This is a genomic window from Pseudonocardia abyssalis, assembly GCF_019263705.2.
Taxonomy (GTDB): domain Bacteria; phylum Actinomycetota; class Actinomycetes; order Mycobacteriales; family Pseudonocardiaceae; genus Pseudonocardia; species Pseudonocardia abyssalis.
In genome coordinates this window covers 2395630-2412597 of record NZ_JADQDK010000001.1, presented here as the reverse complement: position 1 = coordinate 2412597, position 16968 = coordinate 2395630, and the positions used below count along the sequence as shown (strand labels likewise).

The window sequence follows — 16968 nt, the reverse complement described above, 5'->3', positions numbered from 1 at the left end:
ACATCGTGACCTGGTCGTTCGAGACCCTGGCACTGCACGCCGGGGCGGCACCCGACCCGGCGACCGGCGCCCGCGCCACAGCGATCTACCGGACCACGTCCTACGTGTTCACCGACGCCGACCACGCCGCCGCCGCGTTCGCGCTGCAGGACCTGGAGACCCACGCCCACGCGCGGCTGTCCAACCCCACGACGGCCGTGGCCAAGGCCCGCATCGCCGCGCTCGACCCGGATGGGTGCGTGTCGCGCAGCGTCGACAGCGCGGTCGCCGGGCGCGGTGTGCGCCCGGCGACAGGGAGGAGGAGCACTCGTCGTCAGGAGCGGAACAGTGCCTTGTTCACCGGCAGCCCGTTCTCCTTGCAGTGGCGCAGGTAGTGGTCGATGAACCAGAACACGTCGTGGGTATCGACGACAGCGCCCTCCTCGTCGACGTACTCGAGGCTGCCGTTGATGACGAAGAAGCCCTCGAAGCCGTTCTCGGTGTAGAGGGTGTGGACCGCCCCCGGGTACTCCTCGACGAAGTCACCGGCCCTCGACACCCAGTCGTACTCGAGGTAGCCCCAGCTGCCCGACAGCGTGTAGGCGGTGACCTGTCCTCGGTGCCGGTGCGTACCGACGGCGCCGGACACCGTGCTCTTGAGCAGGGCATGGGTCCGTCCATTGCGCGGATCGAACGACAGGTAGCGGGTGAGCACCTGTGGACTGCCGTAGGGCATCCACGGCGAGTCGACCTCGTCGGCGGCCAGGTAGGAGTCCTCGACCTGGTGGTCGAGCACTGTCTGCGCGAGAGAGATCAGATCGGTCTGCAGGAGGGAGGTCATTGCGTGTGTTTCCTTTCGGGGGTGGTGGGACGCGCGGCAGTACGACGTCGGTGATGGCCGGCGGGGTCCGGAGCGAGTTGCTCGGGCGGGATGCACGCGCAGCGGGAAGGAGTCCCGCGCTCGCGGGGTGTTGTTGCGGTGGCGGCGCGGCTCGTCCGGGACTGTGCACAAAGGATGCGGACCGCAGCCACCCCTGCGGAAGGTGACTCTCAATGGGCGATAGGCATCTCACCCCCGGCCACCGTGTGCGACGCTCCGGCCGATCCCGCGCGCGGCGGCCTTGAGTACCGGCACGACAGCGAACGCTCGTCCGTCGTTCGGCACGACTGCCGAGAGTGCCGCCACAACGGTGCCCGCACCGTCCCGCACCGGGACGGCCACGCCCGTCGCGTCCACGTGGATGTGCCCGTTGTTGACCACGTGCCCGTCCCGGCGGACATCCGCGAGCACCTGCCGCAGCCGCCGCGGATCGGTCACCGTGTACGGGGTGAAGCGCTTCAGCGCCCCGAACAGGATCTTCTCGCGCACCTCCGCCGGGCCGTGGGCGAGCAGGACCATGCCCGACGACGAGGCGTGCAGCGGTAGCCGCCCGGCGATCCGGGTGATGTTGACGACCGCGCCCGGAGCAGCGAGCCGCTCCAGGAACAGGACCTCCTGCCCGTCGAGCACACCGAGCTGCACGCTGTGGCCGACGACGGCGTGCAGGTCCTCGAGGTAGGGCATGGCCGCCTCGCGCAGGGTGAGCGCCGGTGAGGCCCGCTGCGCCAGCTCCCACATCCGCATGCCGATGTGGACGCGGCCGTTCTCGGTGCGGGTGAGCAACTCGAGCCGGACCAGCTCGGCGATCAACCGGGACGCCGTGGCCACGTGCAGCCCGGAGCGGCGGGCGATCTCGGTGACGGTGAGCTCGCGACGGTTCGAGCCGAACACCTCGAACAGACGAACGGCGCGCGACAGCACCGACTCCCCGGTCGCCACCCTAGGCATGGCGGGGCCGCCTGCCATCGGCGCCGGGCCGGTGCCGGTTCCTGTCGACCCGCGCTGCGCAGCGCCTGCCCAGGCTGTCGAGTTCCATCCCTACGACCTCGAGTTCGGCTCTGCTCACGCGTGCGATGCGATCGTCGACGACAGCAACCCGACTCAGGTGTCGGTCCATCCGATCCGGCCCTACGGGGCCGCCGGTCGGCCCGGCTGCGCCGTCCCACACGCCTTCATCACGCGCCTGGGCACGACGTTCCCACTGCAGAACTCGATGCACGGCGGCAACTCCTCCTCGTTGCAGGTGGGGATGGCGGATCGAGGGTCGAGGCGGCTCGCGAGTTCTCGGCCGGTTCCGGGAGTGCGATCGAGGCATGGACCTCGGTGTGCGACGACGGCGATCTCGTCGATACCCGGCTCGCCCGGCTGCGCGGCGCGAGATCGGGCGCAACGGCGATCGTGACCAGTGGTGATCTCGACGGTGGAAGGCTCACCCGGGTCGGCGGCGGGTCGGACATCGCCCGACCCGCCGCCGGTGACGGGCTCCACTCGGCTGTTGAGCTGATCACCGAGTCGGGGTGGCGCAGGTGCTTGCGGGTCTCCAGCTCCTCGTTGCTGACGAAGGTCAGCATCTCCACTCCCTGCTCGCAGGCCATGACGACCACGAAGCGGAGCTCGGTGTGGCCCGGGTTCGCGGCCCGGTGGTGGATGCGGTCGATCAGGAGGCCGTGTCCTCGACCGTCTCGAACGGCCAGGTGGTGCGGTGGTCGGCGAGGTCGAGGATCGTGGCGGCGTCGTCGAACGGTGGGTAGATCCACTCGCTGTTGATGGTGTGCTTGAGCTTCTTGGCTTCGGCGCCGGTCTGGGCGACGGTGCGGTCCCATCCGGTGGTGAGCACGGCCCCGTAGGGGCCGAGGTCCAGGCAGGTGACGTAGGGGTTGGGCGCGAACGGGACGAGGGGGAGCCCGAGGGTGTCGGCGCCGACGTTGGCCCCGGCGAGCTTGCCCTGGGGGACGGCGTGTTGGCAGCTCTGCATGACGACGTGGCCGTCCTCGGCGACGGCTGCGGCGGTGTCGCCCGCGGCGTAGACGCCGTCGACCCCGATCACGCGCAGGTGCTCGTCGACCGCGAGTCTGCCGATGGCGTCGCGGCTGCCGGGGATCTGGCCGGTCAGGGCGCTGGCGCGCATGCCGGCGGTCCAGATGACGGTGCGGGTGGGGATCACGGTGCCGTCGGACAGGACCGCGCGCTGCGGGTCGAGCGACTGCAGGGAGGTGTTGAGCAGGACCTCGACGCCGGCGTGTTCCAGGGCGGCGAGGATCTCCGGGCGGGGGCCGGGGCCGAGCTCCGGGCCGACGGCGTCGGCGCGCTCGACCAGGACGACGCGGACCTCGCGTCCGCCGGCGGCGGCGCGGATCCGGGTGGGGAGTTCGGTGGCGACCTCAAGACCGGTGAACCCGGCGCCGACGACGACCGCGGTGAAGCGCTCGTCGCCGCCGGGCACCGTGCCGAGCCGTCCGATGTGGGACTCGAGGGCGGCCGCGGCGGGCAGCGTGTCGACGTCGAAGAGGTGTCGGGCGCCTTCGACCGGTGGGGTCAGCACGCGGCTGCCCGAGGCGAGGACGAGTCGGTCGTAGGTCAGCTCCAGCGTCGAGCCGTCCCGGCCCAGTGCGGTGACGGTGCGGGTGGCGGTGTCGATGCCGGTGACGGTGGCGGCGACGCGTCGCACGCCGATCGGACCGAGGACCCGGTCCAGGGCGACCCGCTTGCCCTGCGCGTCGTCCTCGTAGAGGCGCGGCCGGATGGTGAGGTCGTCCGCGGCGCTGATCAGCGTCACGGTGACGGCGTCGTCGGGCGCGCCTGCCTCGCGTCGTGCGCGCACGGCACCGGCCGCCGCCCAGACCCCGGCGAACCCGCCGCCGATAACCAGGATATGAGACATCCAGTTTCTCCAACCTCGTCGGCGCCGCGGGCGCGCATCGGGAACGGTGAACGGTGCGAGGGGTCAGCCGGTGGCCGGCGGTCGGTGACGCGTCGAGTGGTGCGTCGGACCTCGTCCGCGACTTGATACTGCATAACCTGGATATCGAATGTCAAGGTTCTTGCGCCGTCGGATGTGCGGGACGAGGTGGGCTCCGTCTGCGGGATCTTCCTGCAGGATCCGAACTTCCCCGTGCGTCGATCCCCGCTGCAGCGCCCGGCCCACGGCCTCCTCGTCCGTGGAGTCACCACGACGCAGAACGGATCGAGTGGCGTCCAGTCCGAACCGGAGCATCTCGGCCGTGGTGATCTCCGGCGCGGGCGTCCGGTCCTGCAGGAGGGCTCCGGTGCGGTGGGCCGCTCTCACGGGCGCAGCGAGCCGGTCGGGCCGCCGGCGAACATCACCCCGAGCAGCGTGGACCTGCCGGATTCTTGCGCGCGTGCCGTGCCGCGGCGGGGGTGCTCCGGGCCCCACGTGCACAGGCCGTGACGGCGGTCCGCCCGGTTCCCGGTCGTCGGTGGATGGACGGGCGTGCACAGGGTCCTTGCGGTCAGCGGGCCGCGAGTCGCAGGGTCCGCACGGTGGTGCGGACCACCTGCTCCTTGGCGAGGGCGGCGAGGCGGCCGGTGACGACCAGGTCGGTGGGGGAGTCGTCGCGGCGGACCTTCTGGACCAGGCCGTCGTGGCGGCCGAGGCTCAGCACCTGGGCCTGGTAGCGGAACCGCAGGGGGCGGGGCTCGTCGCCGGTCAGGTCGGCGGCTGCGTTGCGCCCGGCGCGGGTGCCGACCGGAAGCGCGGTGGCGCACGCCATGCGCAGGGCGCCGGCGTCGCGTGTCCAGGCCCCTGCGGCGTCACCGGCGGCGTAGACGTCAGGGTGTGACACCGCCCGGAGGTGCTCGTCGACGGTGATCCGGCCGTCGGCGCCCACGGTGATACCGGCGGCGGTTGCCAGCTCGGTGTTCGGTTGCAGGGAGGCGTTCCAGACGACGGCGTCGGCGTCGAGGTCGGCCGGTGTGACGGCGGCGCCTTCCCGCAGGGTCACGCCGAGTGCGCGCAGCACCTCGCGGACGTGGGCGCGGCCCTTCGGCGAGAGCGACGGGCCGACCTGGCCCGCGGTCACGAGCTCGACCTCCCAGTCGGTGACCTCGCCGAGCTCGGCGGCGGTCTCGATGCCGGTGGCGCCGCCGCCGACGACCACGAGCCTGCCGGGGCCGTCCTGCAGTCTCTTGTGCAGCTGGGCGGCGGTCTCGGAGGTGAAGACGCGGCCGTCGCCGTCGCCGGTGCCGCGGGTGCGGCTACCGAGTGCGTAGACCAGGCGGTCGTAGCCGAGCTTCTCGCCGCTGTCGGTGGTGACGATCCTCTGGTGGGCGTCCAGGGCGGTGGCGCGGGCGGGCACGTGCCGGATGCGCTTGCGTCGCAGCAGCGGGGCCAGCGGGTGACCGATCGTGGCGCGACCCGCGGCGAGCTCGTGCTGGCGGACCCGCTCGGTGAACTCCGAGGACGGGTCGACCAGCGTGACCGTCGCGTGGTCGGCCGCGCGCAGTGCCGCCATCAGCCCGCCGTACCCGGCCCCCAGGACCAGTACCCGCGCGCTCTCATCCTGCTTCGTCGTCTCCATGCCCTTATGACGACGCAGCCGTCCCGGATGTGAGGTCGCGTCGTGGCTGCGTCGTCATGCCACCCGTTCAGGTCTGCAGCATCCGGATGATCATGTCGAAGTGGCCGACGGTGGCTCGGGCAGCCCGGTCCGGGTCGCCTGCTTCCAGTGCGAGGAGCAGTGATTCGTGGTCGGTGCCCCGGTGTCGGGGAGCTCCGGCTCGTCGACGAGGTCGGTGAGTGCGGCATCGAGGGACTGGCGCAGCTGGCTGTAGAGCTCGCTCAGGAGCCGGTTCCGCGCGGCGGCGGCGACGGCCCCGCGGAACCGCAGGTCGGCGGCGACGGAGGACGATGCGTCGTCACCGACGAGCGACCGGCGCTCGTCGAGAAGTTCCCGCACGGTGACGAGTTCCGCCGCCGTCGCGGGTGATGCGGCGAGGCGGGACGCTCACCGTCTTCGACCTCGGCAGGTTCGGCGTGGAGCAGTTCACCGCCGGGATCAACCCGCCTGATCCTGCGCACCACCCTCTCCTGCGACCACCGGGCGATCGACGGCGCCGCCGGCGCGTCGTTCCTGTGAACGCCCGCAGCGCTGCTGCCGGACCCGCTGCGGACCCTGGGCGATGGGGAGCCGGTCAGCCGACCGGTCGTCCGTAGGCGCGACGGGTCGCGTCCCGGGCCCCGGGGGCGTGGCTGTCGGCTTCGCTGCGTACGTCGTCGATGGTCTGTGCGGCCAGCTCGCGCCTCCACGCGAGCTCGGCCCGTCGCATCGATGCGCTGATGGTGCACGGTGCGTCGAAGGAGGATCCCGGCAGGGACTCGCCCACTCCCCGTAGGCGGATCTCGGTGCAGCGGAAGGCCTCCTGGGTGCCTTCGACGGCTGCCACCACGTCCATCAGGCTGATCGAGGACGCCGGTCGGGCCAGCCGGAATCCGCCGCGCGCACCGGGCGTGGACTCGAGGATCTCCGCCCGGGCCAGGGCTTGGAGCTGCTTGTTCAGGTAGGGGGCCGGAAGGTCGTGTCCGGCGGCGAGCTGGCCGACCGTGACCGGTTCGTCGTCGTCGAGCCATGCCAGGGTGAGGAGTACGTGGAGCGTCCATTCGACGCCCTGGCTCATCCGCACTCCGATACAGTACAACCTTGATAAGAAATATCCAGGATCGGGACGAGCGGTCGGGCGTGCGGAGGTGCTGCACGTCGCGGACCGCTCAGAGCCCGTCTCGGGCGGCGTCCGGCCGGCGATCGCTGCCCAGCTCGCCCGAGACGGCGGCGGCGGTACGGAGGAACAGCGGGACGGTGGTCGATTCCAGGTGCTGCGGTGTCACTCGGCCTGTCGAGGTCGAGAACGCCGGCGCGGCGACGACGGCCGGTGGGCACCGCCGCGTCGCTGCACGTCGCCTGTGCCACTCCGGGCGCGACGTGGGGAGCGAGCTGTTCGGGCCGCTGCTGATGTCCGCCGCCGCGTGATCTCCTCGCGTTCCGGGCGACGCACCCGACGGGGCGGACGCCGCATCTGCCGGTCGGGAGGATGCGCATGGATCGGTGACGATGTGGCCGGCACGAACGTCAGGCGCCTGACGTTCCGGTGCCCGACGTCGTCCTGGTGTCGAGGGGTGGTGACTATGGCCGGTCAGGAGATCGACGCCGAGGTGCTCGGCGAGCGGCGGCACTTGCTGTCGCTGGCCTTCCGGATGCTCGGGACGGTGGCCGAGGCCGAGGACGTCGTCCAGGAGACCTACATCCGCTGGTATCGGATGAGCCGGGCTCAGCGTGACGCCGTGGAGGTCCCGCGGGCTTGGCTCACGCGAGTTGCGAGTCGGGTGTGCCTCGACGTGCTCGGTTCGGCTCGGATGCGCCGCGAGCGCTACGTCGGCCCGTGGCTGCCCGAGCCGGTGCCCACGCTCGCGTTCATCGACCCGAAGCGGGACGACCCGGCGGAGCGAGCGACTCTCGACGAATCGGTCAGTACGGCCTTGCTGGTCGTGCTGGAGTCGATGAGCCCGGCCGAGCGGGTTTCGTTCGTTCTGCACGACGTCTTCGCGGTGCCGTTCGCCGAGATCGCCGAGGTCGTCGGGCGCACGCCGGCGGCCTGCCGCCAGCTCGCCAGCTCTGCCCGAAGGCGAGTGCACAGCGCCCGAGAGGCGAAGGTTTCCCGGGCGGCCCACGACGCGACGGTGCGTGCGTTCGCCGCGGCCGCCCGGGCCGGGGACCTGGCCGGGCTCATCGCCGTGCTCGACCCCGACGTCGTCCTGCGCTCGGACGGTGGTGGCATCGTGTCCGCGGCCCGGCACCCGGTCGTCGGTGCCGACAGGGTCGCTCGCTTCCTGCTCGGCGCGCTGGAGAAGAACCCGGCGGCCGAAGTCATCGACCAGGAGACCCCGGACGGTCTCGGATTCGCCCTGTGGGTCGAGGGGCGGGTGACAGGGGTCGTGACGATGGAGGTCACGCGGTCCGTGGTGACCGACGTCCGGATGGTGCTGAACCCCGAGAAGCTGACCTTCTGGAACTGAGCCTGACGAACCTGGTCGCCAACACCTCCGTCGAGCAGATGAAGGGCCCGGCGCAGGCCCGCCGTGCGCCCGGTGCGATTCGATGGCGCCTACTTCCGCCTCACGGTGACACCCGCGGCTCCTCGCCGAGGAGGCCATCGGGGATCTGATGCACGTCCGCCGCGCCCGCTGCCCAGCGGCTGTGATCGCGGTCTCCATCGGGCGCCGGCTGTCACGCCGCGCTGCACCGTCGACGTCCTCATGATGATCGCTGACCCCACGAGAGAGGTTCCGCCGATGCAGCAGCGTCTGAAGATGGAGAAGGTCGCTCCCGAGGCCTACCGCAAGGTGCTCGACCTGAACACCTATGCCATGGCCAACGTCGACCCGACACTGCTGGAACTGGTCAAGCTACGTGCCTCGATGATCAACGGCTGCGCCTTCTGCGTGGACATGCACAGCACGGACGCGACCAACGCGGGTGAGAACCCCCGGCGGCTGTTCGCCCTGTCGGCGTGGACCGAGTCCTCCTTCTTCACCCGGGAGGAACGGGCGGCACTGGCTCTGACCGACGCCGTGACGAGGATCGGCGAAGCGGGTGTTCCCGACGCGGTCTGGGACGAGGCGCGCGCGGTCTTCTCCGAGAAGGAGATCGCGGACGTCGTGATGGCCGTCATCATGATGAACGCCTTCAACCGGATCGCGGTCAGCACCCGCCAGACCCCCCGCCTGGACGCATGAGCGGAACCGCACCCGAGACACGGGCGGCCGGCCCGGTGCCGCCCGCCCGCCCGGCCTACTGCGCTCCTGGCGCGGTTGCCGGGCGAGATGGCCGCGGCGACGTGTTCGAACGGCACCGGTCGACGCTCCTGAGCGTGGCGTACCGCATCCTGGCGAGCTCCGCCGATGCCGAAGACATCGTCCAGGAGGCCTGGCTCCGGTGGGATGCGACGGACCGGACGGGCGTCGAGGCACCCCGCCGGTTCCTGATCACGGTCGTGTCGCGGCTGGCGATCGACCGGGTTCGTGTGGTCACCCGTCGCCGGGAGACCTACGTCGGTCCCTGGCTCCCCGAACCAGTGCACAGCGCGACGGCAGTGCTCGGGCCCGCCGAGACGGCCGCCCAGAGGGACACCCTCTCCCTCGCCACTCTGCGGCTCCTGGAGCGGCTCTCGGCGCCCGAGAGAGCGGTGTTCGTGTTGCGGGAGGCGTTCGACCTCCCGTACGCGGAGATCGCCGGGATCCTGGACCTCACCGAGGCAGGTGCCCGCCAGTTGCACCGGCGCGCCTCGACGAGGCTCGCCGCCGGTCGGCCCCGCTACACCGCAGACCTGGCCATCCACCGCAGGCTCGTCGAGCGCTTCCTCGCCGCCGCCGGCAGCGGGGACCGGGAGTCCCTGCAGTCGCTGCTCGTCCAGGACGTGACGCTGTGGAGCGACGGTGGAGGGAAGGTGCGAGCCGCGCTCCGGCCGGTGTCGGGTGCCGACCGGGTTGCCCGGTTGCTGTGCGGAATCCTCGCCAAGCACTCCGCACCCGTCCTCCGGATCATCGAGATCAACGGTCATCCCGGACTGCTCGTCGAGCTCAGCGGGAACTGGCACGTCTGCTCGGTCGAGGTCACCGAGGCCGCTCTGATCTCGGGCGTGCAGTGGATGTCGAACCCGGACAAGCTCGAGCGCCTGCTCGGGGTCGACCGGCTTGCGAGGATGTGGCTGTGATCGTCCTCGGCATGGTCGCGCGGCATCGCGTCGCGGTCTCGGCGTCGCCGCAGGTGTAGCCGGACACACCGTGGAACGCCTGAGGCTGAGGGAAGGGCCGGGACGCCCGGAACCGCCTGCGGCCTGCTCACACCGAAGCGGCCACTGGTTCGACCCCCAGTACCGCCCAGAGACGAACGGCGTCCCCTGACCGCCGACACCCGCCGGCCTCGGCAGTTCAGAGCCCGAACGGACGCCGCGGATCGTCCGCGGCTCCACGATGAGGAGAGTTCGCCGGCTCGGCAGGTGCAGCAGCGGAGACGACGAGGGCAGCCACCATCGAGCGTCGACGAACACCCAGCTTGGACAGGATCCGCTCGACGTGACCATCGGCGGTCCGTGGGGCGATGACGAGCTGTGCCGCGATCTCCCGGTTGGTCAGCCCCGCCGCCACCAGACCGGCGACCTCCCGTTCCCGGCGGGTCAGCACGGCCAACGGCTCCGCGTCGTGAGCTGCTCCCGTCCGTGGCCGTCCGAGCTGCTCGATCAGGTCCCGGACGATCTGCGCCTCGTCCTGGTCGACGATGACGGCCCTGGCGACGGTGGCGAGGTCGTCGACGCCGGAGCGGGCGGCGATCGTGGCTGCTGTGGCGGTCCACGCACGGCTGAAATCCCAGCCCAACGACTCCGGTTCGGTCCCGATCGCGGTGAACAGCCCCACGGCCGTGACGGCGAGCTCGTCGGCCCGCGCGGCGTCACCCCGGGACTCGGCGACGACCGCCAGCAGGGCGACGGTGCCGGCGATACACACCCGGTCCCGGAAGTTCCGCTGCACGAGGAGGACCTCACGCAGCGCGTCCTCGGCGGCGGCCGGGTCGCCGAGCTTCCACCGCGCGTAGGCCCGCATCCACCAGGCCCAGCCGTGGTTGAGGTGGTCTCCGGTGGTGCCGGCCCGGTCCACGACGTCCGTGGCGACGCTCTCCGCCTCGGCGCCCCGGCCCACCGACGCCAGGGCGTAGGACTGCATGAACCGCGCACTCATCTCCAGTGCGTCCGCGCCGCGGCGGCGGTGGCCGGTCGCCGCGCGGTCGAGGTGGACGATCGCGTCCTCGGCTCGCCCGGAGAACACCTCCAGCAGCCCCGTCCAGTGGTGGATGTGCGCCTCGACGTCGATCTCGTCGGCGAGACCGGCCAGCGCGTCGATGTAGCGCGCGGCGCCGTCGAGGTCGCCCTGCAGCATCGACACCCAGGACGCGACCCACAGACCGTGCCCCCGGGTCGGCGTGCTGATCCCCTCCTTGTCCAGGAACAGTGCGAGCCAGCGTCGGCCCTCGGCGAGGTGCCCGCCGCTGAGCCAGTGGTAGCGCAGCGTCGCTGCGAACTCCAGGCCCGCGTCGTGTTCCTCCTCGACCACCGCGGACCAGCTCAGCGCCGCCGCGTAGTGCGGGCGCTCGGCGTCCATCTCCTGCAGGGCATCGACGTGGGTGGGCCGCGCCCAGCCGCGGACGACCGAGGAGATCCGCGCGAGGTAGTAGTCGCGGTGGCGGCGACGCAGCGGCGCCACCTCGCCGGAGGCGATCAGCCTCTCCATCGCGTACTCGCGGATGGTGGAGAGCATCCGGTAGCGCATCCCGCCGGGCAGCCGCTCGGTGAGCAGGACGGACCGGGCGACGAGCCGGTCGATCCCGTCCAGCACCTCGTCGCGGGCCAGCTCGTCGAACCCGCAGACGTCCTCGGCCGCCGCGATGTCGAACGACGTGGGGAACACCGCGAGCCGTGTCCACAGCACCTGGTGCGACGGCGAGCAGAGCTCGTAGCTCCAGTCGATGACTCCGCGCAGGGAGCGGTGCCGGGGCTCGTGCCCGCCCGGATCGCGCGGCTCCATGTCCAGTCGGCCGTTGAGCCTCTCCAACAGCTGACCCACCGACAGGCTGCGGAGGCGGGTGGCGCACAGCTCGATCGCCAGCGGCAGACCGTCGAGCTGGGCGGTCAGTTCGGCGACGGCCCGGGCGTCGTCCACGCCGATCTCGAAGTCCGGGTCGACGGCACGGGCCCGTTCGACGAGCAGCCTCACGGCATCGGACTCCAGGAGTTCCTTCACGCGGGTGCCGGTGGACACCGACGACGGCGCCGGAACGGACAGCGGAGGTACCGCCAGCACCCGTTCCCCGGTGAGCCCGAGCGATTCGCGGCTCGTGGTGAGCAACCGCAGTCCGGCAGAGGCCGCGAGCAGGTCCCGCACGACGGGCGTGACCAGGGGGAGGATGTGTTCGCAGTTGTCCAGGACGAGGAGCAGCCTACGATCGGCGAGGTGCGCGGCCAGCTTGTCCTCGGGCGGGCGGGCGGATTGGTCCGCTATGCCCAGCCCGGTCAGCACCGCGCCGGCGACCGAGGCGCGGTCGGCGCTCAGGTCGAGATCGCCGAGCGGGACGAACCAGACGCCGTCCGGGTAGGTGTCGTCGACCGACCAGGCCACCTCCAATGCGATCCGGGTCTTGCCGACCCCACCTGGGCCGGCCAGCGTGACCAACCGGGACCCGCGCAGCGCTGCTTCGACCGCGGCGATCTCCGAGACGCGGCCGATGCACGCGTCGACCGGTCGTGGGGCTCTGGGCACGGACCGTCTCCTCGTCGTGGCGGTCTTCCGGTGGGACGGGCCGGTCCGGTGCGGCCCGCCTGCCCTGCGCCCGGGACCGGGCCATTCTGACGGCTGCGGTCCGGCGGGTCCACCAGACCTCCGGTGCGGCCGCACCGGGGACGCGGGCCCGGCGAGCAGAACACGAGGGGGCGGTCGGCGGCACACCTGAACGGGTGGGGTGGGTCGAACAGGTGGACGGGTGGACCGAACAGGTAGCCGGAAGGGGTAGAACACCCCGTGTGGACGGAGTGGGCCCGGCCACACCATTCCCGCCATGCCCCACACACCTGATGTCGACGTCGTGGTCGTCGGTGCCGGCTTCGCAGGTCTGTACTCGACCCACAGGCTGCGCAACCTGCTCGGACTCACCGTCCAGTCCTTCGATGCCGGTTCCGGTCCGGGCGGGACCTGGTACTGGAACCGCTATCCCGGTGCCCGCTGCGACATCGAGAGCGTCTGGTACTCCTACTCCTTCGACGAGGACCTGCAGCGGGAGTGGCGCTGGAGCGAGCGCTTCGCCGGCCAGGCCGAGATCCTGCGCTACCTCGAGCACGTCGCCGACCGGTTCGACCTGCGGCGCAGCTACCGCTGGAACACCCGCGTCACCTCGGCCGTCTGGAACGACGACGAGCACCACTGGACGGTCTCCACCGACGACGGCGCCACCACCACCGCACGCTTCGTCGTCTCCTGCGCCGGCAACCTCAACGTGCCCAAGGAGAACGAGTTCCCCGGCCAGGAGACGTTCGCAGGCGAGGTCCACCGGACCAGCGCCTGGCCGCACGAGGGCGTGGACCTCACCGGCAAGCGCGTCGGCGTCATCGGCACCGGTGCGACCGGCATCCAGCTGATCCCGCGGGTCGCGGAGCAGGCCGCTCACCTCACGGTCTTCCAGCGGACCCCGAACTTCGCCTGCCCCCTGGGCAACCGCGCGGTCGACGACGAGGAGTTCGAGGAGATCACCTCGAACTACCCGGAGCTGCGCCGCCGCTCGCGCGCGAACTTCGGCGGTGCGCCGTACCCGGACCCGATGCCGTCGGCGCTGGCGGTGAGCGACGAGGTGCGCGACGCGGAGTACGCCAAGTACTACGACGGTGGCGGATTCCGCATGCTGCTGTCGGCGTTCGCCGACGTCATCCTCGACAAGAGGGCCAACGACACCGCGTCGGACTACATCCGGGACCGGATCCGCGAGCGGGTCGAGGACCCTCGGACCGCCGAACTGCTGTGCCCGACCGACCACCCGTACGGCACGAAGCGGGCGCCGTTCGAGACCGGGTACTACGAGGCCTTCAACCGCGACGACGTCGACCTCGTCGACGTCGGCTCCGCGCCGATCACGGCGATCACCCCGACGGGCGTCAGGACCGCCGTGGGCGAGTACGAGCTGGACGTCATCGTGCTGGCCACCGGTTTCGACGCCTTCACCGGCTCCCTGCTGAAGATGGGTTACGTGGGCCGCGGAGGGACGAGCCTGAACGAGAAGTGGGAGCACGGCCCGTCGACCTACCTGGGCATCGCGGTGCCGGGGTTCCCGAACCTGTTCACCATCACCGGCCCGCAGAGCCCGGTCGCGCTGTACAACAACCCGCTCGCCATCGAGGATCACGTCGAGTTCGCCTCGCGGGCGATCGAGCACACCCGGTCCCGCGGTGCGACGGTGTTCGAGGCGACAGAGGACGCGGCAGCCGAATGGGGCCGGATGACGGTCGGCGTGGGCGATCTGACGCTCCTGCCGCTGGCGCCGAGCTCCTTCTACACGGGGTCCAACGTGCCCGGGAAACCGCGCGTGATGCTGTTCTTCGCCGGGGGTGCGCCGCTCTACCGCGCTATGTGCGACCAGGTCGAGGGCACCGGCTACGGAGGGTTCGCGGTCGACGGCGCCGCGGCGCCGATCCCGCCGATGGTGCTGCTCGATCCGGCGGCCGCGATGGTCACGGGCATCATGATCGGCCAGGAGCAGCGTCCCTTCGAGCAGCTCACCCTCGAGGAGCAGCGCGGGGCGTTCGAGAGCTTCACGTTCCTGCAGCGGCCGCCGCGGGCGAGCGTCACCACCACCGAGGTCACCTATCCGGGCGCCGCCGGGCCGCGCACAGCGCTCGTGCACGTTCCGGACGAGCAGGGCCCGCTGCCGGTCGTCGTGTTCTACCACCCCGGTGGCTGGGTCGGCGGCAGCGTCGGTGTCTCCGCCGAACCCTGCTCGGTCATCGCCGAGGAGCTGGGCGCGGTCGTCATCGCACCGAGCTACCGGCTCGCTCCCGAGGACCCGCAGCCCGCAGCGGGTGACGACGCCTACGCGGCTCTCGCGTGGGCCGCCGAGGTCGCGCCCGAGTACGGCGGCGACCCGACGCAGCTGTTCGTGGTCGGCGAGAGCGCCGGCGGCACCCTGGCCGCCTGCCTGGGCGCCCGGGTCCGCGACGAGGGCGGCCCGGCGATCGCGGCCCAGGTCCTGATCTACCCGGCCATCGATCCCGATGCGGACACGCCGTCCCGGCGGCTGTACGCGGCGGGCCCGCCCATCACCGTGGCGGCGATGGACCAGATGTGGCAGACGTACCTCGGCGCGAACCGCGTGGGGACGCGCCCGGCGGGCGCGATCCCGGGTGCCATCGAGTCGGTCGCGGGACTGCCCGAGACCCTGCTCGTGACCGTCGAGCTCGACCCGCTGCGCGACGAGGGCGAGGAGTTCGCCCACCGACTCGCCGCGGCGGGCGTACCGGTCGAGACGGTGCGCGTGGAGCGGCTGATCCACGGGGTGCTGAACATGTCCGGCGTCGTGCCGCGAGCCCACGAGATCACCGACGCGGTCGTCGACTACCTGCGTCGGCGGGTGGCGCAGGGCGACCGGGTCCTCGTCCGGGGCTGACCCGACCCGGCGGGCCCGGGGCGAGCGCTCGACAGCCGCCCCGGGCCTGCCCGCCACCACCGTTCCCCGAGCAGACGAGGCCGTCGTGAGCGACACCCCCACCCACCCCGACAACGATCTGGTGACCACGGACGTGCTGGTCATCGGTAGCGGACCCGCCGGCGGCTCGGCCGCGCTCTTCCTGGCCACCTACGGGGTGGACCACATCGTGATCACGAAGTACCGGTGGACCGCGAACACCCCGCGGGCGCACATCACCAACCAGCGCACGGTCGAGATCCTGCGCGACATGGGGATCGAGGACGACGTGACCGCGCAGGCGGTGCCGTCGAAGCTGATGGGCGACACCGTCTTCTGCTCCAGCCTGGCGGGGGACGAGATCGGACGCGTCCGCACCTGGGGCACGCACCCCGCTCGTCGGGCCGACTACGCGCTGGCCAGCCCGTCGGACAACTGCGACCTCCCGCAGACGCTGCTGGAGCCGATCCTGATCAGGCGGGCCGCCGACCGCGGCAGCCGCATCCGCTTCGACACCGAGTACGTCGGCCTCGTCCAGGACGACGACGGCGTCACCGTGACCGTGCGCGACCGGCTCGCCGGTCTCACATACCGCATCCGGGCGAAGTACGTCATCGGCACCGACGGCGGGCGCAGCCAGGTCGCCCGCGACGTGGACCTGCCGTTCGAGGGGCGGATGGACGTCGCCGGCAGCATGAACATCGTCTTCCACGCCGACCTGTCGCGGTTCGTGGAGCACCGGCCCAGCGTCCTGTACTGGGTGCTGCAGCCCGGGTCGAACATCGGCGGGATCGGGATGGGCCTGGTCCGGATGGTCCGCCCGTGGGACGAGTGGCTGATCGTGTGGGGCTACGACATCACGCGGCCGCCGCCGGAGGTCGACGACGCGATGGCGACGAGGATCGTCCATGACCTGGTCGGCGACGACTCGATCCCGGTGACGATCCGTTCCACCTCGCTGTGGGGCAACAACAAGATGTACGCCACCCGCTACCGCTCGGGTCGGGTGTTCTGCGCGGGCGACGCCGTCCACCGGCACCCGCCGTCGAACGGTCTGGGGTCCAACACCTCGATCCAGGACTCCTACAACCTCGCCTGGAAGCTCGCTGCGGTCCTCTCCGGGCGCGCGGGGGAGGGGCTACTCGACTCCTACGACGCGGAGCGGGCTCCCGTCGGCGAGCAGATCGTCCTGCGGGCCAACAAGTCGATCGAGGAGTTCGGGCCGATCTTCGACGCGCTCGGCTTCACCTCCACGAACGACCCCGCTCAGCACCTCGCGAGCATGCGGGCCCGTGGCGACGACACGCCGCAGGCCGCCGAGCAGCGGGTGGCCCTGCGCAAGGCGCTGGAGCAGAAGGACTACGAGTTCAACGCCCACGGCGTCGAGCTCGGCCAGCGCTACCGGTCCGGCGCGGTGGTCGGCGACGGCACACCGGAGCCGGAGTACGAGCGCGATCCGGAGCTGTACTACCACCCGACCACCTGGCCGGGAGCGCGCCTGCCGCACTGCTGGCTGGGGCGCGACGGGCACCGGGTGAGCACCCACGATCTCGCGGGCAAGGGCCGGTTCACGCTGCTGACCGGCATCTCCGGAGGCGTGTGGGTCGAGGCCGCCGGGGCCGCGGCGCGTGCCCTCGGCATCGAGCTGACCGCCCACGTGATCGGCCCGGGCCGCCGGTACGAGGACCTGTACGAGGACTGGGCCCGGCTGCGCGAGGTCGAGGAGTCAGGCGCCGTCCTCGTCCGCCCGGACCTGCACGTCGGCTGGCGGGCTCACCAGCTGCCCGCCGATCCGGGCGCCGAACTCCTCGACGCCGTGACCCGCCTGCTCGCCCGCACCTGAGCCGTGCCGCCTGTCCCGGACGACCGCCACCGACGCCGTTC

The 16968-nt window shown here is 71.7% G+C and carries 14 protein-coding genes; 7 read left to right on the top strand and 7 right to left on the bottom strand.

What is annotated here, in order from left to right:
- The first annotated feature begins 5 nt into the window (after window positions 1–5).
- Window positions 6–374: a PLP-dependent transferase gene (locus I4I81_RS11505; protein WP_226363888.1), complete on the top strand. Its 369-nt coding sequence runs from the start codon at window positions 6–8 to the stop codon at window positions 372–374.
- Here I4I81_RS11505 and I4I81_RS11500 read toward each other — a convergent pair.
- The 5 genes from I4I81_RS11500 to I4I81_RS11480 all read right to left on the bottom strand — a co-directional run bounded on the left by I4I81_RS11500 (window position 314) and on the right by I4I81_RS11480 (window position 5775).
- On the bottom strand, window positions 314–820 hold the full coding sequence (locus I4I81_RS11500; RefSeq protein ID WP_218601279.1) for a 2,4'-dihydroxyacetophenone dioxygenase family protein: 507 nt from the start codon (window positions 818–820) through the stop codon (window positions 314–316). The genes I4I81_RS11505 and I4I81_RS11500 overlap by 61 nt on opposite strands.
- A 228-nt stretch (window positions 821–1048) precedes the next feature.
- Window positions 1049–1807 carry an IclR family transcriptional regulator gene (locus tag I4I81_RS11495; protein ID WP_218601278.1) on the bottom strand — a complete coding sequence of 253 codons (759 nt, stop codon included), beginning with the start codon at window positions 1805–1807 and terminating at the stop codon, window positions 1049–1051.
- A 709-nt stretch (window positions 1808–2516) separates the two neighbouring features.
- Window positions 2517–3740, bottom strand: coding sequence for an NAD(P)/FAD-dependent oxidoreductase (locus I4I81_RS11490; protein ID WP_218601277.1), 1224 nt, complete (start codon window positions 3738–3740; stop codon window positions 2517–2519).
- Window positions 3741–4329: 589 nt separating this feature from the next.
- On the bottom strand, window positions 4330–5397 hold the full coding sequence (locus tag I4I81_RS11485; protein WP_218601276.1) for an NAD(P)/FAD-dependent oxidoreductase: 1068 nt from the start codon (window positions 5395–5397) through the stop codon (window positions 4330–4332).
- A 90-nt stretch (window positions 5398–5487) separates the two neighbouring features.
- Window positions 5488–5775 (bottom strand): FCD domain-containing protein, encoded by a 288-nt coding sequence (locus tag I4I81_RS11480; protein ID WP_218601291.1) that lies wholly within the window; start codon window positions 5773–5775, stop codon window positions 5488–5490.
- Between the two features lie 108 nt (window positions 5776–5883).
- Between I4I81_RS11480 and I4I81_RS31405 the strand changes: the two genes are divergently transcribed.
- A complete protein-coding gene (locus I4I81_RS31405) occupies window positions 5884–5955 on the top strand; it encodes a 2-oxo acid dehydrogenase subunit E2 (protein WP_225925416.1) in 72 nt (23 codons plus the stop codon).
- 55 nt (window positions 5956–6010) lie between these two features.
- Here I4I81_RS31405 and I4I81_RS11470 read toward each other — a convergent pair whose 3' ends face one another.
- On the bottom strand, window positions 6011–6499 hold the full coding sequence (locus tag I4I81_RS11470) for an RrF2 family transcriptional regulator (RefSeq protein ID WP_218601275.1): 489 nt from the start codon (window positions 6497–6499) through the stop codon (window positions 6011–6013).
- A gap of 427 nt (window positions 6500–6926) precedes the next feature.
- Between I4I81_RS11470 and sigJ (I4I81_RS11465) the strand changes: the two genes are divergently transcribed.
- The 3 genes from sigJ (I4I81_RS11465) (at window position 6927) to sigJ (I4I81_RS11455) (ending at window position 9583) form a co-directional block, all read left to right on the top strand.
- On the top strand, window positions 6927–7886 hold the full coding sequence (sigJ, locus tag I4I81_RS11465; RefSeq protein WP_226363887.1) for an RNA polymerase sigma factor SigJ: 960 nt from the start codon (window positions 6927–6929) through the stop codon (window positions 7884–7886).
- Window positions 7887–8126: 240 nt separating this feature from the next.
- Window positions 8127–8606 (top strand): carboxymuconolactone decarboxylase family protein, encoded by a 480-nt coding sequence (locus tag I4I81_RS11460; RefSeq protein WP_225924546.1) that lies wholly within the window; start codon window positions 8127–8129, stop codon window positions 8604–8606.
- 101 nt (window positions 8607–8707) lie between these two features.
- The gene (gene sigJ / locus I4I81_RS11455; RefSeq protein WP_267461539.1) at window positions 8708–9583 is read left to right on the top strand and encodes an RNA polymerase sigma factor SigJ; all 876 of its coding nucleotides are present in this window, start codon (window positions 8708–8710) and stop codon (window positions 9581–9583) included.
- Window positions 9584–9800: 217 nt separating this feature from the next.
- Here the strand turns inward: sigJ (I4I81_RS11455) and I4I81_RS11450 are convergent, their stop codons facing one another.
- Entirely contained in the window at window positions 9801–12179 is a 2379-nt protein-coding gene (locus I4I81_RS11450; RefSeq protein ID WP_218601272.1) for an ATP-binding protein, read from the bottom strand.
- A gap of 295 nt (window positions 12180–12474) precedes the next feature.
- On the opposite strand from I4I81_RS11450, the gene I4I81_RS11445 reads away from it, so the two are divergent.
- On the top strand, window positions 12475–15066 hold the full coding sequence (locus I4I81_RS11445; protein WP_218601271.1) for a flavin-containing monooxygenase: 2592 nt from the start codon (window positions 12475–12477) through the stop codon (window positions 15064–15066).
- Between the two features lie 85 nt (window positions 15067–15151).
- Window positions 15152–16927: an FAD-dependent oxidoreductase gene (locus tag I4I81_RS11440; protein ID WP_226363886.1), complete on the top strand. Its 1776-nt coding sequence runs from the start codon at window positions 15152–15154 to the stop codon at window positions 16925–16927.
- Window positions 16928–16968: the final 41 nt, after the last annotated feature.